Annotated in this window: 25 protein-coding genes and 1 pseudogene; 10 read left to right on the forward strand and 16 right to left on the reverse strand. The window is 42.7% G+C overall.

All coding sequences use genetic code 11. The annotated features are described in order from the left end of the window. Nucleotides 1-111: 111 nt before the first annotated feature. Together GLO7428_RS20325 and GLO7428_RS20330 are read right to left on the reverse strand one after the other, a co-directional pair. Nucleotides 112-1,452 carry a GntP family permease gene (locus GLO7428_RS20325; RefSeq protein ID WP_015190461.1) on the reverse strand — a complete coding sequence of 447 codons (1,341 nt, stop codon included), beginning with the start codon at nucleotides 1,450-1,452 and terminating at the stop codon, nucleotides 112-114. Nucleotides 1,453-1,729: 277 nt separating this feature from the next. Then, nucleotides 1,730-3,253, reverse strand: a complete 1,524-nt coding sequence (locus GLO7428_RS20330) for a YifB family Mg chelatase-like AAA ATPase (protein ID WP_015190462.1) — start codon at nucleotides 3,251-3,253, stop codon at nucleotides 1,730-1,732. Nucleotides 3,254-3,319: 66 nt separating this feature from the next. Here GLO7428_RS20330 and GLO7428_RS20335 point away from each other — a divergent pair, with 66 nt between their 5' ends. The 6 genes and pseudogenes from GLO7428_RS20335 (at nucleotide 3,320) to GLO7428_RS20360 (ending at nucleotide 9,314) form a co-directional block, all read left to right on the forward strand. Next, nucleotides 3,320-3,661: a histidine triad nucleotide-binding protein gene (locus GLO7428_RS20335; RefSeq protein ID WP_196797648.1), complete on the forward strand. Its 342-nt coding sequence runs from the start codon at nucleotides 3,320-3,322 to the stop codon at nucleotides 3,659-3,661. A gap of 252 nt (nucleotides 3,662-3,913) precedes the next feature. Further along, on the forward strand, nucleotides 3,914-4,996 hold the full coding sequence (gene psbA, locus GLO7428_RS20340; RefSeq protein WP_015188022.1) for a photosystem II q(b) protein: 1,083 nt from the start codon (nucleotides 3,914-3,916) through the stop codon (nucleotides 4,994-4,996). A gap of 127 nt (nucleotides 4,997-5,123) precedes the next feature. Continuing rightward, a pseudogene (gene recR, locus GLO7428_RS20345) lies at nucleotides 5,124-5,717 on the forward strand (recombination mediator RecR); the annotation flags it as partial. 625 nt (nucleotides 5,718-6,342) lie between these two features. Further along, nucleotides 6,343-7,317, forward strand: a complete 975-nt coding sequence (locus tag GLO7428_RS20350; RefSeq protein ID WP_155823813.1) for a two-component system response regulator — start codon at nucleotides 6,343-6,345, stop codon at nucleotides 7,315-7,317. A gap of 101 nt (nucleotides 7,318-7,418) precedes the next feature. After that, nucleotides 7,419-8,798, forward strand: a complete 1,380-nt coding sequence (glmU, locus tag GLO7428_RS20355; RefSeq protein WP_015190466.1) for a bifunctional UDP-N-acetylglucosamine diphosphorylase/glucosamine-1-phosphate N-acetyltransferase GlmU — start codon at nucleotides 7,419-7,421, stop codon at nucleotides 8,796-8,798. 93 nt (nucleotides 8,799-8,891) lie between these two features. Beyond that, a complete protein-coding gene (locus tag GLO7428_RS20360) occupies nucleotides 8,892-9,314 on the forward strand; it encodes a DUF29 family protein (RefSeq protein ID WP_015190467.1) in 423 nt (140 codons plus the stop codon). On the opposite strand, the gene GLO7428_RS20365 is transcribed toward GLO7428_RS20360, so the two are convergent. Further along, entirely contained in the window at nucleotides 9,305-10,246 is a 942-nt protein-coding gene (locus GLO7428_RS20365; protein WP_015190468.1) for an isoaspartyl peptidase/L-asparaginase, read from the reverse strand. The two genes, GLO7428_RS20360 and GLO7428_RS20365, sit on opposite strands and share 10 nt — an antisense overlap. 163 nt (nucleotides 10,247-10,409) lie before the next feature. Further along, nucleotides 10,410-10,577, reverse strand: a complete 168-nt coding sequence (locus GLO7428_RS26945) for a DUF2256 domain-containing protein (protein WP_015190469.1) — start codon at nucleotides 10,575-10,577, stop codon at nucleotides 10,410-10,412. Between the two features lie 57 nt (nucleotides 10,578-10,634). On the opposite strand from GLO7428_RS26945, the gene GLO7428_RS20370 reads away from it, so the two are divergent. Together GLO7428_RS20370 and GLO7428_RS20375 are read left to right on the forward strand one after the other, a co-directional pair. Beyond that, complete coding sequence (locus tag GLO7428_RS20370; RefSeq protein WP_015190470.1) at nucleotides 10,635-11,372, forward strand: RNA methyltransferase; 738 nt, start codon at nucleotides 10,635-10,637, stop codon at nucleotides 11,370-11,372. 420 nt (nucleotides 11,373-11,792) lie between these two features. Next, nucleotides 11,793-12,989, forward strand: a complete 1,197-nt coding sequence (locus tag GLO7428_RS20375) for a serine hydrolase (protein WP_369792534.1) — start codon at nucleotides 11,793-11,795, stop codon at nucleotides 12,987-12,989. A 42-nt stretch (nucleotides 12,990-13,031) separates the two neighbouring features. Here the strand turns inward: GLO7428_RS20375 and cgtA are convergent, their stop codons facing one another. Both cgtA and GLO7428_RS20385 read right to left on the reverse strand, forming a co-directional pair. Next, entirely contained in the window at nucleotides 13,032-14,045 is a 1,014-nt protein-coding gene (gene cgtA, locus GLO7428_RS20380; RefSeq protein ID WP_015190472.1) for an Obg family GTPase CgtA, read from the reverse strand. An 85-nt stretch (nucleotides 14,046-14,130) separates the two neighbouring features. Next, on the reverse strand, nucleotides 14,131-14,805 hold the full coding sequence (locus GLO7428_RS20385; RefSeq protein WP_015190473.1) for a Mo-dependent nitrogenase C-terminal domain-containing protein: 675 nt from the start codon (nucleotides 14,803-14,805) through the stop codon (nucleotides 14,131-14,133). Between the two features lie 103 nt (nucleotides 14,806-14,908). Between GLO7428_RS20385 and GLO7428_RS20390 the strand changes: the two genes are divergently transcribed. Beyond that, nucleotides 14,909-15,277, forward strand: coding sequence for an EamA family transporter (locus GLO7428_RS20390; protein ID WP_015190474.1), 369 nt, complete (start codon nucleotides 14,909-14,911; stop codon nucleotides 15,275-15,277). On the opposite strand, the gene GLO7428_RS20395 is transcribed toward GLO7428_RS20390, so the two are convergent. From GLO7428_RS20395 to GLO7428_RS20435, 9 genes are all read right to left on the reverse strand, one after another. Beyond that, nucleotides 15,274-16,356 carry a glycosyltransferase family 1 protein gene (locus GLO7428_RS20395; RefSeq protein ID WP_196797649.1) on the reverse strand — a complete coding sequence of 361 codons (1,083 nt, stop codon included), beginning with the start codon at nucleotides 16,354-16,356 and terminating at the stop codon, nucleotides 15,274-15,276. The genes GLO7428_RS20390 and GLO7428_RS20395 overlap by 4 nt on opposite strands. After that, nucleotides 16,332-17,195 (reverse strand): glycosyltransferase family 2 protein, encoded by an 864-nt coding sequence (locus GLO7428_RS20400; RefSeq protein ID WP_015190476.1) that lies wholly within the window; start codon nucleotides 17,193-17,195, stop codon nucleotides 16,332-16,334. Before GLO7428_RS20400 ends, GLO7428_RS20395 begins: the two co-directional genes overlap by 25 nt. After that, nucleotides 17,192-18,268 (reverse strand): glucose-1-phosphate thymidylyltransferase, encoded by a 1,077-nt coding sequence (locus GLO7428_RS20405; RefSeq protein ID WP_015190477.1) that lies wholly within the window; start codon nucleotides 18,266-18,268, stop codon nucleotides 17,192-17,194. Before GLO7428_RS20405 ends, GLO7428_RS20400 begins: the two co-directional genes overlap by 4 nt. Then, nucleotides 18,240-19,145 (reverse strand): dTDP-4-dehydrorhamnose reductase, encoded by a 906-nt coding sequence (gene rfbD / locus GLO7428_RS20410; protein WP_015190478.1) that lies wholly within the window; start codon nucleotides 19,143-19,145, stop codon nucleotides 18,240-18,242. Before rfbD ends, GLO7428_RS20405 begins: the two co-directional genes overlap by 29 nt. A gap of 208 nt (nucleotides 19,146-19,353) precedes the next feature. Further along, nucleotides 19,354-19,899 carry a dTDP-4-dehydrorhamnose 3,5-epimerase gene (rfbC, locus tag GLO7428_RS20415; protein ID WP_015190479.1) on the reverse strand — a complete coding sequence of 182 codons (546 nt, stop codon included), beginning with the start codon at nucleotides 19,897-19,899 and terminating at the stop codon, nucleotides 19,354-19,356. Beyond that, complete coding sequence (locus tag GLO7428_RS20420; protein ID WP_015190480.1) at nucleotides 19,896-20,867, reverse strand: lysylphosphatidylglycerol synthase transmembrane domain-containing protein; 972 nt, start codon at nucleotides 20,865-20,867, stop codon at nucleotides 19,896-19,898. Before GLO7428_RS20420 ends, rfbC begins: the two co-directional genes overlap by 4 nt. A gap of 4 nt (nucleotides 20,868-20,871) precedes the next feature. Beyond that, nucleotides 20,872-21,498 carry a bifunctional 2-polyprenyl-6-hydroxyphenol methylase/3-demethylubiquinol 3-O-methyltransferase UbiG gene (locus tag GLO7428_RS20425; RefSeq protein ID WP_015190481.1) on the reverse strand — a complete coding sequence of 209 codons (627 nt, stop codon included), beginning with the start codon at nucleotides 21,496-21,498 and terminating at the stop codon, nucleotides 20,872-20,874. 17 nt (nucleotides 21,499-21,515) lie between these two features. Next, nucleotides 21,516-22,478, reverse strand: coding sequence for a glycosyltransferase family 2 protein (locus tag GLO7428_RS20430; RefSeq protein WP_015190482.1), 963 nt, complete (start codon nucleotides 22,476-22,478; stop codon nucleotides 21,516-21,518). Nucleotides 22,479-22,484: 6 nt separating this feature from the next. Next, nucleotides 22,485-24,200 (reverse strand): hypothetical protein, encoded by a 1,716-nt coding sequence (locus GLO7428_RS20435; RefSeq protein WP_015190483.1) that lies wholly within the window; start codon nucleotides 24,198-24,200, stop codon nucleotides 22,485-22,487. Between the two features lie 316 nt (nucleotides 24,201-24,516). Between GLO7428_RS20435 and GLO7428_RS20440 the strand changes: the two genes are divergently transcribed. Continuing rightward, the gene (locus GLO7428_RS20440) at nucleotides 24,517-25,497 is read left to right on the forward strand and encodes an STELLO glycosyltransferase family protein (protein ID WP_015190485.1); all 981 of its coding nucleotides are present in this window, start codon (nucleotides 24,517-24,519) and stop codon (nucleotides 25,495-25,497) included. On the opposite strand, the gene GLO7428_RS20445 is transcribed toward GLO7428_RS20440, so the two are convergent. Then, on the reverse strand, nucleotides 25,422-26,192 hold the full coding sequence (locus tag GLO7428_RS20445) for a glycosyltransferase (protein WP_015190486.1): 771 nt from the start codon (nucleotides 26,190-26,192) through the stop codon (nucleotides 25,422-25,424). The two genes, GLO7428_RS20440 and GLO7428_RS20445, sit on opposite strands and share 76 nt — an antisense overlap. Between the last annotated feature and the right edge of the window lie 32 nt (nucleotides 26,193-26,224).

Here is a 26,224-nt window from a genome sequence, read left to right on the forward strand (position 1 = left end):
CGATAATGTCCTAACTCTATTAACTAGGGCTATAAAAGCCAGTTAGGATAAAGGCTCTGAGCTTCCATAGTGCCCTAACCTATACTTCGATTGCTATATAAAACTCTAAGATTAAGTTACAAGACTAATAATCCAAACAATAATTCCTGCGGCAACGCCTTCAGTCAAAGTCCCTAAAGTTTGTAGTTTGAATGCTTGTTCAGTCGTCATCCGAGAAAACTGCGAAACTACCCAAAAATAGCTGTCGTTAGCGTGCGATACAACCATCGCCCCAGCCCCGATCGCAACTACAGTTAGCGCCCGATCAATCGGTGCATCGAGATTGAGAACTCCGAGTAACGGTGCTAGTAACGTTGCTGTCGTCACAATCGCAACTGTCGAAGAACCTTGTGCAGTTTTAATTCCAGAAGAAATGATAAACGGTAAAAAGATGCCTAAATTTCCTCCAGCTAAGTTCTTACCAATCACCTCAGCAATTCCAGAATTTTGCAAAACTCTCCCAAACGCACCACCAGCACCTGTAATCAAGATAATTGCTGCGGAGTCGAGTAATGCTTTTCCTACCCAACCGCGATCCGAAAGCAGTTCTCGATTAAACTTTTTGGGCAAACTCCAGGAAATGAGAACGCCAATAAGTAAAGCAATTAAAGGGTTGCCAACAAAACTGACAAAAGTTTGTAAGAACCCTTCGCCTAACGGGTTCGTTGGGTAATCGGCTATCGATTTAGCCAGAATCAGCACAATTGGAATCGCAATTGGTAAGAAAGCCTGGAGTGCCGAAGGACCTTCCTGCATAATTTGATTAATTTCTGCTTCGCTAAATTCTGGTTCTGGATCAATATACGTACGGCTACCAAATCTTAAGGCAAATAGCCAACCGATTAATAAAGCAGGTATCGAAACGGCTAATCCCCAAACAATGACTAGTCCTAAATCAGCTTCGAGTAATCCAGCAGCGGCGATTGGTCCTGGGGTTGGTGGCACCATGGTGTGTGTTGCATACAATCCTAAACTCAGGGCGATCGCACTCACGGCTAAAGACATTCCTGCTTTTTTAGTCAATGCCTTATTTAACGGTGATAAAATCACAAATCCAGAATCACAAAATACTGGAATCGCCACAATGTAACCAATAATTGCCATTGCTAGCGGTACATTCTTTCTTTTTGTTAGCTTCAGTACGCTATCTGCTAAGGTAAACGCCCCACCTGATTTTTCTAAGAAAGTTCCCAGAATGATACCAGCAACGATCACAATCCCGATTGAACCCAGTGTTCTCCCAAACCCATCAGAGACTGATTCGACAACCTCATCTAATGGCATTCCTGCTAGAATGCCGAAACCTAAAGCGGCAAAAATTAAAGCCAGAAATGGATGAAGCTTGAGCTTTGTGGTAGAAAAAACAATAAAAGCGACCGAAATTAGTAAAAGTATAATCAGCCAAGGTTGCATTTGATTTTTCCTATTTAGAGCCTCACAATAAAATGTTTGATTGTAATCTCAAGTGTGAGCTTTATGCAATGAGAGAAACCTTGGAAATTCTACAAAACAATGCGGTGCAATAACTACCCCCGCAAGATGGATAGCCGAAATGCATTGATTATCTGTTGTAATGAATGCTTGAGCGGGATATTTAAGTAAGTTTAGTTTTATCAAAAAATATAAATAATATTTGAATTAAAACAGCACTTTTGTTAAAATAAAAATAAATATTACTCTTAATAAGAATTTATTGCATTCGATCGATAGTACGATACTGAATCGCTTCAGCAACATGATGAACTTGCAAATCTTCATCGCCAGCTAAATCAGCAATTGTCCGCGCAACTTTGAGAATGCGATCGCTCGCTCGTGCAGATAAGCCTAATTTTCTAATTGCGCCTTCGAGTAAAGTCGTTGCAGTAGTATCTAATTGACACCAAGTTCGTAAGTCACTACTTTGCATAGCCGCATTACAGCGAATTTTTGAATCGAAGCGCTTGAGTGCGCGATCGCGTGCGGCTTCGACTCGGTGTCGCACACTACTTGATGGTTCTCCGTTGGGCTGTTGCGTAATTTCTTCTGGCTTCAGGCGATTCACCGCAACTTGTAAATCAATTCGATCCATCAATGGACCCGATAGTTTTGCCCAGTATTGCTCTCTTTGGCGTGGCGAACAAGTACACGGTTGAATTGAGTCTCCATAATAACCGCAAGGACAAGGATTCGTACTTGCAACCAACGTAAACTGTGCCGGAAAAACAACAGATTGCCGCGTACGCGATACGGTAACATAGCCATCTTCTAGTGGCTGGCGTAAGAATTCTAAAACATCGCGTTTGAATTCCGTCAGTTCGTCCAAAAATAATACACCGTGGTGTGCCAGGGAAATTTCTCCAGGACGCGGAAAACTACCTCCACCAACCAGCGACGGACCAGAAGCCGAATGATGAGGACTGCGAAACGGGCGATCGCGCACCAAAGAACCGCGATTTTTTAACAATCCAGCAACCGAATAAATCTGTGTTGCTTCCAAAGCTTCAGCAAAACTCAACGGCGGTAAAATTCCTGGTAGGCGACGCGCAAGCATTGTTTTGCCACTTCCTGGTGGTCCTACGAAAATTAAGTTATGTCCTCCCGCAGCGGCAATTTCTAGCGCCCTGCGTGCGTGTGCTTGACCTTTTACATCTTTCAAGTCTCCACTGTATGAGCGTGTTTTTCCTAAGTGTTGTTGTACATCACTCTTGACTGGCTGATAGCGCTGCGGGTTATTGAGAAAATCAGCCACCTCAGACAAATGCTTAAAACCGTAAACTGATACATCTTGAATAAGTGCAGCTTCTTCGGCATTATCAACAGGTACTACTAAACCGACAATACCAAGTTTCTGAGCAGCAGCTGCGATCGGTAAAACTCCTGCAATTGGACGCAGCGAACCATCAAGCGAGACTTCACCCAAAAAAAGGTAATCACCTAAAAGTTGAGCGCTGATTTGCTCAGACGCCGCTAACACACCAACACTAATTGGTAAATCAAAACTTGGACCCTCTTTACGCACATCAGCAGGCGTTAGATTAATCACAATTTTGCGCATAGGAAAAGCGTATCCAGCATTTTTGAGTGCTGTTTTCACCCTTTCTCGCGATTCTTGTACTGCGGTGTCAGGAAGTCCGACAACCACAATTCCTGGTAAACCACCAGATACATCGATTTCTACACCCACTTTTAAAGCATCAATACCGACAATTGATGCACTCCAAACCCGCGCTAACATCTTTATTCCAGAACAATAACCCTTTAGAATCTCTAGCAGAATCACATATAAATCAGCATGAGTGAAATCACAGAGACTATTTTCAGCAAAATTATTCGGCGCGAAATCCCTGCCGATATTGTTTACGAAGATGAACTGGCACTTGCTTTTAAAGATGTCAACCCTCAAGCCCCTGTACACATCCTCGTGATTCCCAAAGAACCGATTGCGAAATTAGCCGATGCTGAGTCCAAAGACCACGCACTTATGGGGCATCTGCTACTAACAGCAAAACGCGTAGCACAACAAGCAGGTTTGGAAAATGGCTATCGCGTAGTCATTAACACTGGATCAGATGGCGGTCAAACTGTATATCATTTACATCTACATATCCTAGGTGGAAGACAAATGAAATGGCCTCCTGGCTGATGTGTCAAAAAAAACTACAGACTTCTAGCTAAATGCGACTTGCGCTCAAGTGCGCAGGTTGAACCAAAGCCATACAGTGCTTTGTTCGGTATCCCCAGTCAAAGCTAAAACAAAAGAAAATTAAATATGCTTTATAAGCAAAAGTTATAATTAAATAATTTACAAATCTCAATACAGGCTTTAAGCTATAAAAATAGGTAGTATATCTACCTGACTTGAGTTTGAAAAATAACACCAAGCAATCATAAAAGTATGACAACAACGCTACAAAGACGCGAAAGCGCCGGATTGTGGGAGCGGTTTTGCAACTGGGTAACATCAACCGATAACCGTCTATACGTAGGCTGGTTCGGCGTATTGATGATCCCGACATTACTAGCAGCAACAACCTGCTTCATCATTGCATTTATCGCCGCCCCCCCCGTAGACATCGACGGCATTAGAGAACCAGTAGCAGGGTCATTAATCTACGGCAACAACATCATCACCGGAGCAGTCGTTCCGTCGTCAAACGCAATTGGGTTACACTTCTACCCAATCTGGGAAGCAGCATCATTAGATGAGTGGCTATACAACGGTGGACCATACCAATTAGTCATCTTCCACTTTTTGATCGGCGTATTCTGCTACATGGGACGCGAGTGGGAACTATCCTACCGTCTAGGAATGCGGCCATGGATTGCCGTAGCCTACTCAGCACCAGTAGCAGCAGCAACCGCAGTCTTCTTGATCTACCCAATCGGACAAGGTTCATTCAGCGATGGCATGCCCCTCGGCATCAGCGGCACATTCAACTTCATGTTAGTGTTCCAAGCCGAGCACAACATCCTGATGCACCCATTCCACCAGTTAGGAGTAGCAGGCGTATTCGGTGGTGCACTCTTCAGTGCGATGCACGGTTCACTCGTGACCAGTTCGTTAGTGCGTGAAACAACCGAAAGCGAAAGCCAAAACTACGGCTACAAATTCGGACAAGAAGAAGAGACATACAACATCGTAGCGGCACACGGATACTTTGGACGCTTAATCTTCCAATACGCTTCGTTCAACAACAGCCGTTCGTTGCACTTCTTCTTAGCCGCATGGCCAGTGATTGGCATCTGGTTCACCTCGTTGGGCATCAGCACAATGGCGTTCAACCTCAACGGGTTCAACTTCAACCAGTCGGTGATTGACTCGCAAGGTCGCGTGATTGGTACCTGGGCAGACGTCCTCAACCGTGCGAACTTGGGTATGGAAGTCATGCACGAGCGCAACGCGCACAACTTCCCTCTCGACTTGGCTGCTGGTGAAGCGACTCCTGTTGCTTTAACTGCTCCGAGCATCAATGGCTAATTCGATAATCGAATAATAGTCAACGAAAAGCGCTCCTTTCTCCAAGGGGCGTTTTTCTTTTTATCGTGGTCACAGGTTGCCTAGAACAGATAGGATAGTGGTAGAGTGACCAAGGAGAACAACAACGGTTTACGCACGTCCTTTAGCGCGTTTAATAGAACAACTACAGCGCTTGCCTGGAGTTGGTCCTAAAACTGCCCAGCGCTTGGCTTTACATATTTTAAAAAGACCGGAAACGGAAGTACAGGCTTTAGCACAAGCTTTAATTGATGCAAAGCAACAAGTAGGTGTGTGTTCTGTCTGTTTTCATTTATCGGCTGAACCAGTGTGTGAAATTTGTCGAAATAATAACCGCGACAATCATACTATTTGTGTGGTGAGTGATTCTCGCGATGTGATTGCTTTGGAAAAAACGAGAGAATATCATGGCAAGTACCACGTTTTGGGTGGTGTGATTTCTCCGATGGATGGTATTGGTCCAGAACAGTTGACAATTCAATCGCTCGTACGACGAGTCAGCCAGCAACAACCCAAAGAGGTGATTTTGGCGATTAGTCCTAGCGTAGAAGGAGAGACGACCACCCTATATTTGGGTCAGCTATTAAAGCCATTTACGCGCGTTACGCGCATTGCTTTTGGTTTACCTGTAGGTGGCGATTTGGAGTATGCAGATGAGGTCACACTTGCTAGAGCGCTCGAAGGTAGACGAGAATTAGATTAGCAGTAAAGATTCAATTGCTCCTGGTGCGATCGCTGCGATCGCAAAATTTTATAAAAATTATCATATTGTTTCTATAGGTGCTTCTACATAGTTAGAGCATCTTTTTTTGAGAATTGGCACAAAGTGTACAGCAAAGCGCAGACCCAATCTCTATACTGCTGATTGTGAGAAGCGTTGAGCAAGCTTTTTATACTTTTATCTTACTTAGATATTTCTATCGGCTACGGTAGAAAAACTCCTAGCTGCATTAAATCGGTGTCAGCTTTGTAACCAAAACTTTGCTGCACATGTAACATTTATCGTTTTGCGTAAAGCGAAACAAACCTACGTAGAAAAACTGATTTCCTCTGCCCTAGAATTGAGGATACTGTAAGTGTCAACACTACTTAAGTGAGCACTGATTTAGCCAAAAGAGCTTGTATGATTTTTTCAAAATATTGAGACGGACAGCGACGAACGTTGACCGTGATTAGACAATATGTAAGCTTTTGGGGCAGTAATAGCTTGTTAATGTAATGTTTTGAGGTAATACATAGCTTGAGTTAAATAGTGATCGCCAGGGAGTTTGAGTGTTAGTTTTTTGCAATTCATGATCTCTACATTGTACAAAGCAGAAAGTTCTCAGGTGAACCATTTTGATTCAGAGCCGCCGAAGATTTTAGTTGTGGACGACCACGCAGCGAGCCGGATGACCGCTGTTGCCCTTTTAGCAGTAGAGGGGTATGAGGTTTTAGAAGCGGATAGTGGGGGAGCAGCGCTAGAGCTAGTGACACGCAGTCAGCCGGATTTGATTTTACTCGATGTTATGATGCCTGGCATGGATGGGTTTGAAGTGTGTCGCCAACTCAAACAGGACGAACAAACTCGATTGATTCCTGTCATTTTTATCACAGCTTTAAACGATCGGCGATCGCGTATTAGTGGAATCGAAGCCGGCGGCGATGACTTTCTCACCAAACCTTTCGATCGGCTAGAGTTAGCGGCGCGTGTTAAATCGCTAGTACGACAAAAAAGCTTAAACGAAGATTTAGATCATGCCGAACAAGTTTTATTTTCGATTGCGCAAGCAATTGAAAGCCGCGATCCTAATACAGGAAATCATTGTGAAAGATTGATGGATTTAAGCACAGCTTTTGGTGAATTCCTTCAGCTTTCGCGGACGCAAATGCGCAATTTACAGTGGGGAAGCTATCTGCACGACATTGGTAAAGTTGGTATTCCTGACGCGGTACTGCTGAAAGCCGGAAAATTAACACCACACGAATGGGAGACAATGCGCCAGCACGTTTTAATTGGTGAAAAAATTTGCTTACCTTTACGTACAATGCGCGGCGTAATTCCTATTATTCGCCATCATCACGAACGCTGGGATGGTTCGGGCTATCCTGATGGACTAGCAGGAGATCAAATTCCCTATCTTGCGCAGGTATTTCAAGTCATTGATATTTATGATGCGCTGACGAGCGAACGCCCTTATAAACGCGCATTATCAAGTACAGAAGCACTTCAAGTTATTGCAGAAGAAACCACAAAAGGCTGGCGCAATCCTACACTTGTCAAGCAGTTTATGGAATTTATTCAATCGCGTGACGAACAATAACGGTCATTTCTGACGAACTTGCGCCAAGAAGACACAATCTCAAGCGGCACTTGGAGCAATTAGCTGATATCATTAACCCGACGAAAGCTCGATAGCTGATTATGGTAGCGGTAGCAATTTTAGCAGCAGGACGCGGCACGCGAATGAAATCCTCTTTGCCTAAGGTGTTACATCCTTTGGGAGGAAGATCGATTGTTGAACAGGTTCTTCAAAGTTTACATAAAATTTCACCAACGCGGTGTTTGATGATTGTTGGCTATCAGGCAGAGCAAGTCAAAGCATCGCTTACCGAGGTAGCATCTGATCTGACGATTTCTTTAGAGTTTGTTGAACAAACCGAACAACTAGGAACAGGTCATGCAATTCAACAAGTCATACCGTATTTAGAGAACTTTACGGATGATTTACTCGTTCTCAACGGTGATGTTCCCTTATTACGACCAGAAACGCTACAAAATTTGCTGCAAACGCATAAGGAACGTCAAAACGCTGCAACAATCCTGACCGCGCAGTTACCAAATCCACAGGGCTACGGGCGTGTATTTTGTGATGAACATAATATTGTTCAGCAAATTGTTGAAGATCGCGACTGTTCGACAGCGCAGAAACAAAACTGTCGCATTAATGCTGGAGTTTATTGCTTTCGCTGGTCAGATTTAGCTGAGGTATTACCGCGATTGCAACCAAATAACAACCAGAAAGAATACTATTTGACGGATACCGTCAGTTTCTTAGAGCCTGTCATGGCGGTTGATGTAGAAGATTACCAAGAAATTCTGGGGATCAATGACCGACAACAACTTGCGACTGCCTATAGTATATTACAAGCGCGAGTCAAGTCGCAATGGATGGCTGCGGGTGTCACGCTGATCGACCCTGCAAGTATTACGATTGACGATACTGTGCAAATCGACCCTGATGTAATTATCGAACCGCAAACGCATTTACGCGGACAGACAGTGATTCAGTCAGGGTGTCGTATTGGACCTGGTAGTTTGGTTGAAAACAGCCGTATAGCTGAGAATGTGAGCGTGCTGTATTCGGTTGTAACCGATAGTAGCGTTGCCGCAAATACGCGGATTGGTCCTTATGCGCATTTACGCGGTCATGCGGTCGTAGGTGCGGGGTGTAAGATTGGTAATTTTGTTGAGTTGAAAAATAGTCAGCTAGGCGATCGCACGAATGTAGCACATTTATCGTATCTTGGAGATGCTACGCTCGGAACGCAAGTTAATGTGGGTGCGGGAACGATTACTGCGAATTATGACGGCGTACAAAAGCATCCAACAAAAATCGGCGATCGCTCTAAAACAGGGGCAAATAGTGTTCTAGTTGCGCCGTTAACAATTGGTAACGATGTCAACATTGCAGCGGGTTCAGCAGTCACAGAAGATGCTCCTGATGATTGTTTAGTTATTGGTCGGGCGCGTCAAGTGATCAAACCAGGTTGGCGGTTGAAAAGTAAGGATCGCGGATCGTAGAGGCAAGGCAACGCCTTGCCCATAAGGATTAGGAAGAAAAGTAAAATGCCTCTAGTTTAAAGTAGTAGTGAAGCCATAAGCTGTCTATTTGGTATGGAAGAACTTCTAGAACTTCGGGAATTACTACAGCAAGGCAAAGTTGATGAAGCTTTGCTGTTGGTGGACGAGTTGGAAGACATGAGCCTGAGTGACAAAATCAATAAAATTGATAGCTATGGCGTGATATTACTCGTTCTTCTGATTAAACAGCAGGCTGAAAAACGTTCAACCCGCTCTTGGGAGATTTCTATTGAAAATGCGGCGCGAGAAATCCGCAAGCTTAATAAACGCCGCAAAGCGGGTGGCTGTTATTTATCGTCAGCGCAACTCAGCGAGATCCTCCAAGAAGGATATCAAATTGCACTCAAACGAGCGTCCACAGAAACCTTTGAAGGGCGTTTTGAGGCTGAAGAACTAGAAAGCATGGTAGACAAGCAAATGATTTTGTCGCAGGCGATCGCGTTGCTTCAGCAGTAGCTTGTCAGTTCCTCACCCGTCCATTCCAACGTATCACCCACTTTCTCACCGGTATGATAGGCAGCAAGTAGCACTTCACTAGTTTTTCCCCAAGCGATCGCGCCTGTTGAGTCGATTGCAATTGCGCCTAAATCGCGTTTGTGGTTGTATGCTTCGGTAAACGAGCGTTGCATCGCTTCTGGTAAAGCTAAGCCGTCGGTGACGCGGACAACGATTCGCGCTGCTAAACATTCGTCAATAATATCTTCACCAATTCCGGTACAACTGACTGCTGCGTCGGCTGTGGCATAATTGCCAGCAGGCATTGCAGAATCACTCACGCGCCCGATACGTTCAAAACCTTTACCGCCCGTTGAAGTCCCAACTGCTAAATATCCTTGTGTGTCGAGGGCAACAACGCCAATTGTACCGCGTCCAGCATTGCTCGATTCAACTAACTCTTTTTCGGCAACGACGCCCGCCATTTTTTTCTCAAAATTATCTTGTCGTTCCTGAAGCCACTCTTGCAACCGCAACTCAGTCAAAGCATCGTAGCTAGGAATTTGCAATTCGCGTAACAACTCAGCCGCACCATAATCAGATAGCACGCGATCCGAGGAAGACTGCAAATTTTGCGCCAGACCAATCGGATGCTGTACCCGCGAGACGTTAATTACACCACTAAAGCGCTGGCAAACACCATCCATGAGTGACGCACTCATGCGAATTTGACCATCAGATTGCAGCACTGAACCTGTCCCAGCATTAAAGCGCGGATCGTCTTCTAATAATTGACAGCCATGAACGACAGCCTCAGCAGCTGTTGCACCTGCAAGCAATAGTGCATAGACTTCTTCGATAACTGAGTAGAGCGATCGCCGAATGATTTCTACTCCGCCTTTACTTTTGAGGGAACTACCAGCCCCGCCATGAATAATTAACTTTGGTTGCACTCGTCATCCTAAAATTTTAGACTTGTGATTTTAGATTTTAGATTATCTACAAAAACGATTTAGTAATGTATGGTAAATATTGCTCAATTTTTCTAGCTATGCGGCTTGGTAATTGGTAAATGGTAATTGATAAATGCTTTTACGACCTATTACCCATTACCCTTTACCCGTTGCCATATTTATCTGCATTTGAGCGCCGCCGACGACAGCGTTCAGAGCAATACTTTACATCATCCCAACAATCTGCCCATTTTTTTCGCCAAGTGAAGGGACGCTGACAAACAGGACAAATTTTTGTCGGTAAATCTGATTTAGCGCGAGTTCGTGCCATGTTGAGTAAGTAATAGATGAGTAGTCTAATTTTAAGAAATATTGCGAGAAAAAAGTGATGGTAGAAACCGCCTTAACTGGAATACGAATAGTTTTAGTCGAACCAGCAGGGGCTTTGAATGTTGGCGCGATCGCCCGTGTTATGAAAAATTCAGGGCTAGAACATCTTGTGTTAGTCAATCCGCAGTGCGATCCGCTGTCTGGGGAAGCGCAACTAATGGCGGTTCATGCAGTGGATATTTTAGAAAATGCAGTTCAAGTTGGAACATTACCAGAAGCGCTAGTAAACTGTACGCGGGCGATCGCGACCACCGCTCGCGATCGCGACACGGGGATTACACTCGAACATCCACGTACTGCACTTCCGTGGTTAATCGAGCAAAACACCGCGCTGATTTTTGGACCCGAATATCGTGGTTTGAGTAATGAAGAATTAAAATATGCACAACGCTTTGTCCGCATTCCAACAAGCGATCGCTACCCGTCACTAAATCTTGCTGCATCTGTTGCAATTTGCGCTTATGAACTGTTTCAATGTGCAATGCAAACAGAAACTGCTTCGACGAGCAATTCTGATGTAGCTTCGCTTGATATTTTAGAAGGCTATTATCAACAATTAGAACAAATATTACTCGACATTGGTTATCTTTACCCGCACACGGCTGCAAGTCGGATGCAAAAGTTTCGCCAAGTGTTCAATCGCACACAGTTAACTACTTCTGAAGTCGCTATGTTGCGAGGAGTTTTATCGCAAATACAATGGGCATTGCAGCAGAAAATCAAGGAACAAAGTTAATTCTCTGCTGATATCAGTACAAATGAACTATTTTGCATTATTTTAAGCTGTAATTGATCGCCATTTATTCGTAGATTGGTATAAACTAAGTTGCCAACGCCACATATTTCCCAAAAAGTAAAGCGCAATTTTAGGGTGCTTGAGGAGTTAGACGTGAAACAGCTGTCTGCTACAGAGTTAAAGGTATCAAAAACCCCAGTTTCCGAGGGTAAAATCACAGCACGACGGGAAAGTCGCCTTTCGGATAGCAGCCAGCAAAAAGTACCAAATAAAAGTAGGAATCAATCGATATCGGGATCAGCATCAACTGCCAACGGGAAAGCACGTAAAAAGGTTGACTTACCCTTAAATCCGCAAGTCGTTAATCGAAATGCTAGGGCAAATCAGCCAAATTATACAAACGGGAACACATCTCAAAATGTGGAACGCGAACCGTCAAGGCGGGTGAAATTACCTCAGGAAGTGAGTGAGAAGCAACGCATCATTGAGCGCACTGTGATTACACCGCGTCCGCAGCGCGAAAAACGCCGTAATCATCGAATCACTAACTTGACAAAACCGCTGCTATATGCTTCAAGAGTATTGATTTTCGGAGTGGGAATTGCAGCGATCGCTGGAACTGTATTGTCGGTATTAGATCCTACAAATCGCATCAAAGCTGAAGATGCGCAAACTCCAGTAACACAAGAGGAGGTGACGGAAGTCGCAGTCGTTCCAGGTTCGGCGTTGCAGATGACGCAAGAAATGAGTTCGTTAAAAACAACGGTAGAACAGTTAGCGGCGAAACAAAAAAATCTCCTTCCAGGCGTCTTTTTCTTGGATTTAGACACAGGAGCGTATTTAGAAATTAATGGGAACTCAACTTTCGCTTCGGCAAGTATGATTAAAGTGCCAGTGTTGGTTGCGTTTTTCCAAGATGTCGATGCGGGTAAAATTCGCTTGGATGAACGGCTGACGCTGAAAAAAGAGTTGGTAGGCGGTGGTTCGGGAGATATGCAATACAAGCCGCTGGGAACAAAATTCACTGCACTGGAAACAGCCACCAAGATGATTACGATCAGCGATAACACCGCGACGAATTTACTCATTGAGCGCATGGGTGGCGCTGCTGCATTGAATGAGCGGTTTCTGAGTTGGGGATTACCAGCAACCCAAATTCGGAACCTACTACCAGATTTAGAAGGAACAAATACGACAAGCCCTAGAGATTTAGCGCACTTGATGGCGTTAGTCGATGATGGCAAGTTGATGTCGTTGCGATCGCGCGATCGCCTGTTAGATATCATGCGACGTACCGTGACGAATACCTTGCTACCACGCGGTTTAGGTGAAGGAGCGAGAATAGCCCATAAAACGGGTGACATCGGCTCTTTAGTCGGTGATGTGGGCTTAGTGGATATGCCGAGTGGTAAGCGCTATATTGCTGTCGCAATGGTAAAACGTCCCCATAATGATGGTCGCGCTCAAGAACTCATTCGGCAAATTTCGCGTGCGGCTTATCAAGAATTGAGCAAACCGAACGTCGATCAAATTATGCGGACAACACCTTTTGTGACAACAAACCCGCCAGCAGGCAATTCAGCAACCACTAGCAACGCACAATCGACAACGAATTAGTAAATTAAAGGGGTCAGGGTTAAACTCCCCTCAGGGAAATCACTAGTGAGTGACTTCTTGCCCAACAGGAGTATCTAAGATAGACCAAATTTGCTGTAGTAGTGGTTCTAACCCTTGGTGAGTCGCTGCTGAAATTAGAAACGGTTTACTACCATGACGCTGGGCAAGTTCCTGGGCGATCGCGGCTATTGTTTCTTCATCAACTGCATCAATTTTGTTTAATGCTAAAACTTGCGGGCGATCGGGTAATCCGCGTCCGTAGGCGTGTAACTCTTGCTGAATCGTTTGATAGTCAGCAACGGGATCTGTGGCGGTAGCGTCTACTAAATGCAACAGCAAACGAGTACGTTCGATATGACGCAAGAAATCATGTCCTAACCCTGCGCCCTGATGCGCACCAGCGATTAAACCAGGAATATCGGCAAAAACTGTACCATCACCCGTTGGTTTACGCACAACGCCTAAATTAGGGATAAGTGTTGTAAAAGGATAATCGGCGACTTTGGGACGGGCTGCGGAAAGCGCAGAAATGAGCGTTGATTTACCCGCGTTGGGAAGTCCAATAATACCGACTTCGGCTAAGAGTTTTAATTCGAGGCGTAGCAGGCGTTGTTCTCCAGGTAAGCCAGGAAGTGCATACTCTGGGGCGCGATTGCGGTTACTCAAAAAATATTTATTTCCTAGTCCGCCTTTACCACCAGCGGCGACGCACAACGTTTGTCCTGGTGCAACTAAATCGCCTAGAAGTTCATTCGTTTGGGCATCGTAAACAACTGTACCGCAGGGAACTTCGATTATGCGATCGCTTCCTGCGGCACCTGTACGATTATTGGGTCCACCACGCGAGCCATTTTCTGCTTGAAAACGGTGCGCATACCTGAAGTCTAATAGCGTTTGTAAATTTTCTACTGCAACTAAAATGACTGAACCGCCACGTCCGCCATTTCCGCCAGAAGGTCCCCCCGCTGGCACGTATTTTTCGCGGCGGAAGGCTACAATTCCATCACCTCCTGAACCTGCTTCAACTTCTATTTCTGCTTGGTCGATAAATTGCATAGTTTTTGGGAATGGGTAATGGGTAATGGGTAATTGTTGACAATATTCTTACCAATGACCAATTACCAGTTACTAGTATTAATGATTAACAATATTCGGTGACATCTTCATGACACTCATCAGCAAGATAGGACAACGCACGGAAGCGCAATCCGACAAGTTGCTCGTAAAGGGGGTTGAGCTTACACAGTGGGGGAATGTGAACTATTTTCTTGCCAAAGAGCGTAACGTCGCGCTCAAATGGACACTGCGGCGGAATCATTTTGCACAAAAAGCGGGCAACCTTGGGATCGTGAATGTCGAGTCCATCAAGCCAGTCGCGTACAGGATGCAAAACGTCGATCTGGGGTTGTTCGTCGGTGGGTAAAGTCGTTGTATCAGCATCGGTAGGAACGTCACACAATGTTTGGCGCAGCGCCACAAGTGCTGTTTCTTGTAACCCCAAAGCTTGGCAGAATTGATGTATAATTTCATCTTCTACAGAGGAATACGTACCATCGGCGATCGCCACCATCACCGCAGTCCGTAAAAAGTTTTCTGCGGCAACAGCATTGTCTTTGAAAACGCTTGCTAGTTCTTGCGGGGTAATTTTTTCAAACGATGCTAAATCAGAATCAATAGTAAGTTCGTGCGTTAAAGCTGCAATGATTTCTTGCTCTTGAGGATCGAAGTTACCATCCGCCCAAGCGATCGCGAGTAATCCTCGCAACCAAGCGACGACTTGTTCGTCAGTGTAAGGAGATTTAACAATACTTGTCATAGTAATCAATACTTATAAATATTCCGAGACTATCCTAGCGTTGGTAGTAGCCTAGCTGGCTGTAAACTAGAAAACCGAGTTGCTTATCAATAGGCATAAATTTGTGACGCTACCAGAGTTTGGATTATTTCTCATTTCAATCCTAGCGAGCGTGGCTGGGCAATGGCTGCTCAAAGCGGGTGCATTAAAGCTAGGTAGAGTAGATGCAAGTAATTTTGTGAGCCATGTGTTAGGCATGATTACGATTCCAGAATTACTTGCTGGATTGACGTGTTATGCCTTGGGTGCAATTGTTTATATTTTGGTGCTAACGCGGGTTAAACTCAGCGTTGCGGGTCCTGCGGTGGCGTTAGTTTACGTCTTTTCGTTGCTAATTGGGTATTTTATCTTTCGCGAATCTATTCCTATTAGTCGATTAGTTGGGTTGGGGCTGATTATCTGTGGCGTTATTCTCGTGATTTGGAAAAGTTAGAGATAGCGCGCGAGAACTTCAGCGGTAGCTTGTCCCGTTTTCGCCCAACTGAAATTATTTGCTCTCGCACGACTCAACTCACAAAGGCGCGATCGCAATCCTGATTCGGTTGCAATGGCTTGCATGGCGGCGGTCATTTCTGCACTGTTGTAAGGATCGACTAATAGCGCGGCGTCACCTGCAACTTCGGGTAACGAAGAAACGTTTGAGGTGATGACAGGAGTTCCACACGCCATCGCTTCTAATACAGGTAATCCAAATCCTTCCCACAAGCTAGGAAACACCAGCGCGATCGCTTGATTGATAATTGTCGGCAAATCTTGATATTTCACATAGTCAAGAATTTTGACGCGATCGCTGATATTAAGTTCGGCTGCAACAGTTTGTAATGCAGGAGTATAACGCGGATCGAACGGTCCTGCTAGCCATAATTCATAGTCGCGTGGCAATGCAGCAAAAGCGGCAATGACTCGATGCAGGTTTTTATAAGGATCGTGGCGTCCAATGTAGAGGAAATAGTTACTTGTTGGTAAATCGAGAAAGCGAAAGTGGTTAGCGTCGTGCGCTAATAAGATTGACGTAATTTTATCTGGCTTGATGTTGTAAAAGTGTGTGAGATCCTTCGCAGTGGCGGTGGAAATGCAGAGAATATGTTCAGCTTGCGCTAGCACTTGAGGAACGTAATAGCGAAAGTAAAGCGTTAGCGGAGAACGTGAGGGAAAGTGTAAAGGAATCAAGTCGTTGACGTTGACAATGTAACGACAATTCGTCTGTAGCGGGGCTTCGGGTACGGGGGAAAATAGAAGACGCGATCGCAGTTCTTTGTATATTTTGGGAATTTGCCGTTGCGTCCACAATAAACGCCGAAAATGACCCAAGCTGCCATAATCTGGGGTGAGATTTGGTGGAACTGGGTAGTACTCAGCGTCTAAGGCTTTTGGGCGCGCCTCTGAGGAAATTAGTAGCGTGGGTTGGAGTGGCTGTAAATGTGGAAATAGGTTAGCCGCGTAGGTTGTGATTCCTGTTGGTTTTTGGGCAAGAAACGAAAGGTTAACTAATAAGGAATTTTGCAAAATGATAGCAAGTATTTTAAATAAAGTATTGTTCCGTATATTTTACCAAACGCTACTTGCGGTTTGACAAAAATTAGAATAAAAGCATAGAAAATCAAACGCATTAATCTTAGAAAGAGTATGAAACGATTTGTATATTTTTCTAATGTTATTAAATAACTATATGTACTATATTTAATTTTGTTAAATATGTTTTTATTTGTAATTGAAGATGGTTGATGAATGACTTGAAATAGTTTTGTGACTGCAACAATATGCCCTTGTTGCGCGTATCTTAGGCAAAACTCAAAGTCTTCGTAATAAAGGAAATATCTTGGATCAAATTGCGGACATTCACTAAAATTGTTACAGTTAAGAATCAAACTACAACCAGAAACCCAATCACATTGAACATAGGCTGAATCTGAATTACTTAAAATGTCTTGAGTTGAAATAGTACCAGTAGTACGACGAAAACAACCGCCAGCAAACCAAATTTTATTACTTGGTGTATAAATAACTGTGCCTAATATCGACACTTCTGGATAAGTTACAAAAAAACAATTAACTTTTTCCTGAGTATTTTCTATAAAATAAGCATCAGGATTAATAATCCAAACAATGGCATTTTGATTCTGGGAATAAATCCATTGCAATCCTAAATTACACGCATTCCCAAAACCCAGATTTCTCCCTGGTTCAAGGATAGTAACAGCTTGGGATTGGAGAGATTGAATAGAAAGGTCGTCAACTGAATTATTGACAATTACTATTTTACTGAACGTGTTGGAATCATTTTGAATTGATGCAATTAACTTCGTTATGAGCGACGTTGAATAATAATTAACAGTTAAAAAATAGATCACGCTAGTTCAATTTGGCAGTCATCGCCGACCAGAAAACGCAAGGCTTTAGGACGTCTTGCTGCTACCGTTAGTTGTGCGCGCTGTCCAATAACACTATCAATAATACGTTGGTGAATGCGGTCAATTTTTGCTCCTTGTAAAACAACACTATGTTCGATATCTGTCTCGATAATTGTTGCTTGGTCGGCAATACTACTGTAGGGACCAATAAAACAGTTTTCTAAATAGCAATTACTACCAATGACGACGGGACCGCGTATTGTACAGTTAATGACTTTGGAACCAGAACCAATTTGCACGCGCCCAATAACTTGACTGTGTGAATCGACTTCGCCAAGATTAGAAGTTTTCAGGTAGGTATCGAGAATCAGGCGATTCGCTTCTAAAAGATCGTCTTTTTTTCCGGTATCTAGCCACCAGCCTTCGAGTTGACACGCTGAGACTTGCTTTTGTTGATTGATTAAGCACTGAATCGCGTCGGTAATTTCTAATTCTCCCCTAGCAGAAGGTTGAATACACGCGATCGCCGCATGAATCGTAGGCGAAAAGAAGTAAACGCCGACTAACGCTAAGTTTGAAGGGGGGACTTTTGGCTTTTCAATTAACTCTAAAACGCGCCCGTATTCATCGACTTTGGCAACACCAAAAGCGCTAGGATTCGCCACAGGACGCAGTAGAATTAAGGCATCGTGCTGTTTTTGGGTAAATTGCTGGAGAAAATAACTTAAATCTCCTTGCTGAATTAAGTTATCACCCAGATACATAATAAAAGGGTCGTCCTTTAAAAAAGGCTGGGCAATTTGAACCGCATGAGCCAAACCAGCAGGCTTATCTTGCAGAATATACGTGATATTAGCACCAAAGCGATCGCCGGTTCCGGTTTTATTTTGAACTTCGCGTCCCGTTTCTGGACTAATGATAATCCCAATATCAGTAATTCCAGCGGCAACGATTTCTTCGATACCGTACCAAAGAATTGGTTTGTTGGCGACGGGTACAAGTTGTTTAGCACCAGTATACGTTAGAGGACGCAAGCGAGTCCCTTTACCGCCGGAGAGAATCAGCGCTTTCATAAGTATTAATATAAAGTTCTGCCAGCATTTTCCTCAGTCCTTGTCGCCAGTGAGGCGATGGAGTTCCCAAAACTTTGGTTATTTTCCCACACGCGAGAACCGAATATGCAGGTCGTTGCGCCAAAGTCGGATATTCAGGCGTTGTAATCGGAATTACGCGCTGAATTTTGAGAGGAAAGCTTAATTTCTGCGCTTCTTCAAAAATTGCGACGGCAAAATCGTACCAGCTAGCAACACCACTGTTGGTATAGTGATAAATTCCAGTTGGGATTGGATTGATTTCAAGTAATTGGGCGATCGCACGAGTTATATCGCCTGTCCATGTTGGGCTTCCGATTTGATCGGCGACGACACGAATTTCTTCGCGATCTGCACCGAGTCGCAGCATCGTTTTCACAAAATTATTACCGTGACTACCGTATACCCAAGCTGTCCGCAGGATAATGTAGCGATCGCAGTTGTCTTGAATTGCTTGTTCGCCAGCAAGTTTCGATCGTCCATAAACCCCTAGGGGGTTTGTCGCATCAGTTTCTTGGTATGGATGGCTTTGACAACCATCGAATACGTAATCTGTCGAAATATGAATCAGGTGTGAATGTAATTGTTGTGCTTCTGCGGCGAGAATACCAGGGGCGATCGCATTAATTGCGGATGCGACTTCCGGTTCCGTTTCGGCTTTGTCTACCGCTGTGTATGCTGCCGCGTTGATAATAATTTGAGGCTGGACTTTACGGATAATCTGACGCAGGCTATCAGGCTGTGTTAAGTCAATCGTTGGACGTCCCACCGCAGTGACATCTACTATCTGTGCGAGGTAGCGTTGCAGTTGTTGACCTAATTGACCTGTGTTACCAATCAGTAAAATTGACGGTCTCATGCATTTAATTTACAACAGTCTGGCAATGCGGATATCATAGCGGATTGCGTGGAGATGTTATACCATGTCTGCCTCAATATTGAGCGCCTGGCAAATAAATTCGCGGTTCAAAAACCCTGTCCACCTGCGTGGACTTTTTAAAAACCTGTGAAGATAGGTTTTGTTTGCGTAGCTGCGGTTTCCACCGCAAAGCGCCTACGTGACATCATCAAGCAAAGACTTCAGCTTTATGAAAGAGTTGACCTGCTTGGTCTTTGGGTGAAAGTATCGGTGGGGCAGAAATAGACCAATCAATTGCAATATCAGGATCGTTCCACAAAATACAACGTTCGTGTTGTGGCGCGTAGTAGTCAGTCGTTTTGTAAAGAACTTCGGCGACAGGAGAGAGAACTAAAAAACCGTGGGCGAAACCTGGAGGTACCCATAACTGACGTTTATTCTCTGCACTCAGGATGCAACTAATCCAGTGACCAAAAGTCGGAGAACTTTTGCGGATATCTAATGCGGCATCAAGAATTTCACCAGCGATCGCGCGAACTAGCTTACCTTGTGGCTGCTGAATTTGATAGTGTAGTCCCCGCAGGACGTTTTGTAGCGATCGCGAATGGTTATCTTGGACAAAGTGCAGTGATATTCCCACTTTCTCTGCAAAAGCTTTCTCGTTGTAGCTTTCAAAAAAGAAACCGCGATCGTCAGCAAAGATCCGAGGCTCGATAATTAAAACATCAGGTATCTCAGTCGGCAATATATTCATCTTCGTGTTGCACTTCTTACAGACAGACCAACCCAGCTAAGTACGCCATAGATTCCGGCAATGAGAATAACTATGATATGCATTACAATACCAGCAGTCAGCGTGTGATAGGAATCATATCCTAATAAAGTAAAACCAAATACCCAACCAGCTTCTAATGTTCCGATGTTGCCTAGTGTGCTAACTGGTAGTAGCTGAGTTAAATTAGCTAAACTCGAACCTAATATGACTTCGGATAAAGACATTGAAAAGCCAAGTGACTGTAAAACGACCCAAAACAAGACAAATATTGTCAACCACAATAATATTGAATAGCTAAAAAGTTTTAAGTGAAGTGAAGGTTCGCGATAAATAAGCAACTCTTCATAAAAGTTTTTGATGAAAGTTTTAAGCTTTAAAAATAATTTACTACTTTTCCAATTACGTGCTAACTGCTGATTTTGTTTGATGAGTAGAGTTAGTAAACCTATAACTAGGGCGATCGCTAGTAAAACTACAATCAAATAGATTAACCAATCACTAGCTATTCTTCCTTGAATGACAGCCAATCCTATGCCTAAGCATACTATAGTGCCTAAGGCTAAAGCATCATGAATACGCGTTAATAATAGCGACGCTACTGAGCTAATATAAGGATAATTAGAATAACGTTTAAGTAGAATAGGTAAACTTAATTCACCTGTTCTGACTGGTAATACGTGATTAAGAAATTGGTATATACAAGTAATCTCAAAAATGATGTAGTATGAGATTTTCGCTTTAATTGAAAGTATTCCCAGAAAACGTAATGCTCTTAATGCCTGTGTAATCCCTACTAACAAGAATATTTTTGATACACCTAATAACCCAACTTGATACAATGCAGATGAAATATCAGAAGGATTTAGAATACTTCCCAATATAGCGATTAAGAAGATTGTAAAAACGATACTCCAAACTTTTTTATTACGGACTAAACGATCAACCATTTCGTTATTTAGTTTGAGCTAAAATCACAGTCCAAGGCAGTAATGCTTTCACACTTAAGATCTCAAACTTTGTTTCTACCAGCTTGATAAAACCTCGACGCGACCAATGTTGAATGTGTCCAGGACTGTTACCAAATTTAGTTAAATAAGCACCGCGTAAAAAATTAAGTGTTCTAAATATTGGTTCTCTAGGAACGCTGAGAATACAGTAGGGTTTAGCAACGCTAGCAAGCTTTTCTAAGCCTATTTGCGGGTGTTCTAAATGTTCTAAGACTTCACAACATACGACTAGAGTAGCCCGATCAGTATCATGTAAATCGTATATACTTTTCTTCTCAAAAGATATGCGAGAATAATTAACTCTATTTTTGGCAATCTCTAGAATTTTATCTGAAATATCAATGCAATGCAACGATGCGTTTGTCTGACTCAGTATTTGAGTAATGTGACCTTCACCGCAGCCGACTTCAAGAATATTCTTAGGTTTGATTTGGCTGACAAGTTCTGTAATAGCTTGATCGAACTGGTAAAGTAGATATTTTCCTACTGGATTTCGCATTTCATACTTATTCGATCCAGTTCCAACAACTACACCGTCCTCAATTAAAGGAAAATGGCGATTTTGATTCATGTTCAACAGTGTGAATATTAACGAGATAAATGCAAATTTTCATCAATCACTTCAGCAACTTGTTGTTCTAAGCAGTCTGAGTGCGAGTATCGTGTTAATAATTCTGCTAGTATTCCTAAAGAAATTAACTGCACTGATAAAATTGTGGATAGTATGCCGAAAAATAAAAGTGGTCGATTACCGATTGGGCCTAAACCCAAAAACCATAGAATGACGAGATAGATAAGGATGCCACTTCCTAAAAGACCAAAAAATAAGCCTAATTTACCGAATAAGTGTCCTGGTTTATATAAGTATCGAGTAATCACAAGTACGGTTAATAAATCAATTAAACCGCGCGAATAGCGTTCCCATCCGTATTTAGATTTTCCATATTGTCTACTAAAGTGACAGATGGCAACTTCTCCAACTCGAAAACCTAAACTATGTGCAAGTACTGGGATATATCTGTGGAGTTCACCATAGATTTTAATACAGTCTAAAACTTCCTTGCGATAGACTTTAAAACCACAGTTAAAATCATGTAAAGGAATCCCAGCAATTTTTGCAGTAACTTTATTGTATATTTGTGAAGGTAGAGTTTTAGAGATGGGGTCATTGCGGCGTTGACGCCAGCCTGAAACGAGATCAAAGCCTTCTTCTAGCTTGTGTAAAAATTTAGGTACTTCAGCCGGATCGTCTTGGAGATCGGCATCAATCGTAAAAATAATTGTGCCTTTTGCTCGTTTAAATCCAGCAAAAAGGGCGGCAGATTTACCAAAATTTCTGCGGAGTTTGATTGCTTTGATTTGTGTAGGATATTGATGAACTAAATCTTTAATATAAAACCAGGAATTATCACTACTTCCATCGTCTATAAAGATAATTTCGTATTTACTCAGCCTTTCCTTGGTCATTACTTTTTGAATTTTTTCTGATAAAGTAACAACAGTTGCTTCTTCATTACATACAGGAATTACAAAGCTGATACCAATTGACATATTAATTTAGTTGTTTGAATAGTGTTCATTAAGCTTGTAAACATTTTGTAGCCTGATCCAATCTTTGTAGTTTGCACTAGTATACGCAAATAAGGTTTCATCTTCTGGCGATAGGTGGACGTATCCTTTCCAGCCAGAAAATGCGTAAGACATTCCTAGGGATTGAGCAACGTCTGGACGAGGAAACCCCGTGAGCGCAAAACCGCGTATAATGTTGTTTTGATTTAAGATGGCAACGCAGTTGAGACGGCGACGTTTGCGATCGCCTGCCCAGCCTTCGACTCTAGCGATGTCAGAGTTCAGCTTAGTAAGATTATCAAAAAACCCTGGCAATGTTTTTGCTGCTGGAGGTTTAAGTACGTGGGAACCAAGCTGCTGATCGATTGTACAAAAGCTGTTGTTGAAAGGTTGATGAAATGGAACGAAACCGTGTTGTTTGAGTGCAGCTGTTAAGTTGAGAAATTGTTCAGGAGAGGAAGTAATAACGTGCTGGACAATATCTGTATCAGCAACACCTAGTTGAACTGACAGAGTTACCAATGGTTGTAAGGAAGCTGTGCGTGCAATCATTTGAGCGGCTTCAGTTCCAACTCTGTACATCGACAGGATCAAAACGGTTAATCCTGCGAATAGGGTTATTCGTAGTTGCCAATAATTTCTATCATTTAGTCGAACTTTTTGCAACCCTGTGACAACAATCACAGTCAAACTCAGCCAAAATAAACTAGGCAACGATGCATAGCGCGAGACTGTTGCAGATTCTACCCCAAATCCAGAACGACTCGTCGCCGCCATTAATGCAGTACCGATAACATACCCTTGTAAAGCTAGCCAAGGAAGCCAAGAAGTGCAAACCCATTTTGCTTGTGGTGTTAGCCAATAGCCTGTACAGCAAACCGCGATCGCACAACCAACAGCACCGACAATAAAGGCAGCATAAACATTTTGTGTAAAAATCGCGCCTAAATACGTTGGAATGTACGCGAGGAGATCGCGAATACTCAGCGACAGCGGTGGATGGTAGTAAGGAGTTTTGTAAGTAAATCCATAAGTACCACCAATAGCGATCGCCGCCGCAAAATACAATAACACCACCCGCCGAGGTAAGCGCATCAATACTACAGCAGCACATAAAACTGGCAATACAGCAAGCGCAGTACTATAAGTTAAAGCACCAAGAGTAGCAAAAAACAGGCTACTGATTGCCCATACTATTTTTTGAGAGTGAACAAGCTTTGATAGGCAAAATATCGAGGCAGTAACAAACAGATTTGCTCCTATCCAAGCAACACCACTATAGCCTCGCATCCAATTATGTGCGGCTGCGGGTGTAAAGCAATAGATCGAGGTACACACAAGTAAGCCAACAAATAAGAGGCGCGATCGCCGTAAGTTCTTTGGGAGCAGCACTGCTAAAAGTATGGCTTGTACGCACGCAAACAAAAAGGTAATGCACGATAAACCGATGTTTGAACCTTTTGTCGCAATCATGTTGATGGCGTAAATAATTACCGGAATTAAGACTAAGTGTTCATTTGCACGAACTAACCAGTCGGTAGGATGTGGTGAAAAGCCATTGATTGAATAAAAATGACCAATAATATTCCAGTAATCGTAAGTGGAAATTTCGCCCGACCGCGTAATCCAATAAAAAATATAGGCAGCCGGTAGCAAAATAACGATCAAGGCAACAGCGCGAGTAAGTCTACGTTTGTAAGGCATAGGATATATTCCGCGTAGCTGCTGAAAAGATGTATTGTACCTGTTATGCGATCGTTTTTAATAGCTTACCGTGGATTTTAGTTGAGCTATTTAATGATTAGAGTATATTGATCAAAAGTAATAACAACGATTGTTACCAAAGTTACATCGCCATTCCAGTTTTGCGGTAAAACTTCCATAATATTTGCACGCAGTCTAAGCGAAATACACAAAAGTTATCTTTTATCAGAAATAAAAAGCTTCATTTTTCACCAAAGGTCTGTTAAATTTATGAAAATCTTTTTTGCTGTGTTTTTTAAGTTTTTCCCTAACTTTTATGCCAAACAATTTCATCGTTATTACCTCTATAAATTCTCCTACAGAAGCTCTCAAAAAATTTAGCCTCATGCCAGATTGGCAAGTCATTTTAGTTGCTGACTTGAAGACGCCTAAAGACTGGCAGTTGGACAACGTCAAAGTTTTATCAGTAGAAGAACAAAAAACGCTTCCTTTTACAATTCTCAAATATTTACCTTGGAATCATTACGCGCGCAAAAATATTGGCTATCTTTATGCAATGTTGCAGGGAGCAGAGTTAATTTACGAAACTGATGATGACAATATTCCCTACGATTCATGGCATGGATTTCATCCTGTTCAGCTTCAAGCTAAAGCATATACAAGTTCAACTAAATTTTTTAATGCATACTCTTATTTTTGTGAAGCAAATATATGGCCTAGGGGATTTCCTTTGACAGCAATTCATAGCCCAACAGAATTGCAAATAGCAAATGAGTTTATATCTGCGCCTGTGCAGCAAGGTTTGGCAGATCTCGATCCGGATGTTGATGCCATTTACCGACTTGCAATTGGCAAGGAAGTGAAATTTTCTCAACGAGAGCCAGTATTTTTAGCACCTGGCACTTATTGCCCTTTCAACTCACAAAATACGCTTTGGTACCCAGAAGCTTTTCAATATATGTATCTCCCTGCTTTTGTTTTCAACAGACTAACTGATATTTGGAGAGGCTATATAGCACAACACTTTTTACATCAGAAAGCGCAGGGAGTATTGTTTTGTAATGCTAGCGTATACCAAGAACGAAACTATCACAAACTATTGCACGATTTTATCGAAGAAATCGACCTTTATACTAGAACGGAAGAACTGATTAATGTTCTAAATGAATACACTTCTCATTCTCAAGATTTTGCTGGCATCATGCAACATTTACATCAACATCACTTTGTTAAAGACGAAGAAGTTGTGCTGTTTGATTCTTGGCTAGAAGATTTAAGATCATTAAAATTAGTCTGACGTAAAAAAGAATTACCGATTTGAAATTCTCGCAGTAGCATTTTGACTTCAGCAATTCCTGTAGGAATAGAAGCAAAATTCGTATTACCCGCAACTCGCATACCTTCGATAGTTGGAAATTCACTGATTTTGAGCCTTGCTTTTAAGGCTCTAATTACCATTTGATAGTCAATAGTGCAGTCCGTTTTGTCAAGGCGCAAGCGATCAAATGCTTCGCAAGTAATTGCTCTAAACCCTTGAACGACATCTGTCACGCGACATTTACGACTTCCAAAAGCAGTATTAGCAATGAAGGCAAAACCTAAATTTGCCCATTTACGAAACTTGAAAACTTTGTCATCGTCTTCGTTATAACTTCCTGCAATCATCCGCGACGCGATGACGAGTTCGTAGCCAATATCCAAGGCTTCAATAAATTTTGATAAATCTTTAGGATTCTCATTCCCATCAGGATGAAAGAATACCATTGCATCACTTTTGCAATGCACTCTTGCTGCAAGTGTAGCGCCACCTAAGCCAGGGATAGATTGCTGAAAGACAGGTATACCATAATAACTAAAAACTTCACAGGTTTTGTCTTTTGAATGACCATCAATCGCATAAACTTCGTCAAAGATGCTCAAATCTACTTTAGGTAAAGTAGCTATTAATCCTGCTTCTTCATTTTTAGTAATAAAAACTAAAGCAACTTTCACCTTGTTAACTCCTCACACTCTATTTCTATAAA

This window comes from Gloeocapsa sp. PCC 7428 (assembly GCF_000317555.1).
Lineage (GTDB): Bacteria > Cyanobacteriota > Cyanobacteriia > Cyanobacteriales > Chroococcidiopsidaceae > Chroogloeocystis.

Coding starts and splice junctions, on each gene's coding strand:
- GLO7428_RS20440 (WP_015190485.1), top strand. CDS start 24,517: ATGCCAAACAATTTCATCGTTATTACCTCTATAAATTCTCCTACAGAA.
- rfbC (WP_015190479.1), bottom strand. CDS start 19,899: ATGAATATATTGCCGACTGAGATACCTGATGTTTTAATTATCGAGCCT.
- glmU (WP_015190466.1), top strand. CDS start 7,419: ATGGTAGCGGTAGCAATTTTAGCAGCAGGACGCGGCACGCGAATGAAA.
- GLO7428_RS20430 (WP_015190482.1), bottom strand. CDS start 22,478: ATGTCAATTGGTATCAGCTTTGTAATTCCTGTATGTAATGAAGAAGCA.
- GLO7428_RS20385 (WP_015190473.1), bottom strand. CDS start 14,805: ATGACAAGTATTGTTAAATCTCCTTACACTGACGAACAAGTCGTCGCT.
- rfbD (WP_015190478.1), bottom strand. CDS start 19,145: ATGAGACCGTCAATTTTACTGATTGGTAACACAGGTCAATTAGGTCAA.
- GLO7428_RS26945 (WP_015190469.1), bottom strand. CDS start 10,577: ATGGCACGAACTCGCGCTAAATCAGATTTACCGACAAAAATTTGTCCT.
- GLO7428_RS20425 (WP_015190481.1), bottom strand. CDS start 21,498: ATGAATCAAAATCGCCATTTTCCTTTAATTGAGGACGGTGTAGTTGTT.
- GLO7428_RS20330 (WP_015190462.1), bottom strand. CDS start 3,253: ATGTTAGCGCGGGTTTGGAGTGCATCAATTGTCGGTATTGATGCTTTA.
- psbA (WP_015188022.1), top strand. CDS start 3,914: ATGACAACAACGCTACAAAGACGCGAAAGCGCCGGATTGTGGGAGCGG.
- GLO7428_RS20420 (WP_015190480.1), bottom strand. CDS start 20,867: ATGGTTGATCGTTTAGTCCGTAATAAAAAAGTTTGGAGTATCGTTTTT.
- GLO7428_RS20405 (WP_015190477.1), bottom strand. CDS start 18,268: ATGAAAGCGCTGATTCTCTCCGGCGGTAAAGGGACTCGCTTGCGTCCT.
- cgtA (WP_015190472.1), bottom strand. CDS start 14,045: ATGCAATTTATCGACCAAGCAGAAATAGAAGTTGAAGCAGGTTCAGGA.
- GLO7428_RS20325 (WP_015190461.1), bottom strand. CDS start 1,452: ATGCAACCTTGGCTGATTATACTTTTACTAATTTCGGTCGCTTTTATT.
- GLO7428_RS20435 (WP_015190483.1), bottom strand. CDS start 24,200: ATGCCTTACAAACGTAGACTTACTCGCGCTGTTGCCTTGATCGTTATT.
- GLO7428_RS20370 (WP_015190470.1), top strand. CDS start 10,635: ATGGTAGAAACCGCCTTAACTGGAATACGAATAGTTTTAGTCGAACCA.
- GLO7428_RS20360 (WP_015190467.1), top strand. CDS start 8,892: ATGGAAGAACTTCTAGAACTTCGGGAATTACTACAGCAAGGCAAAGTT.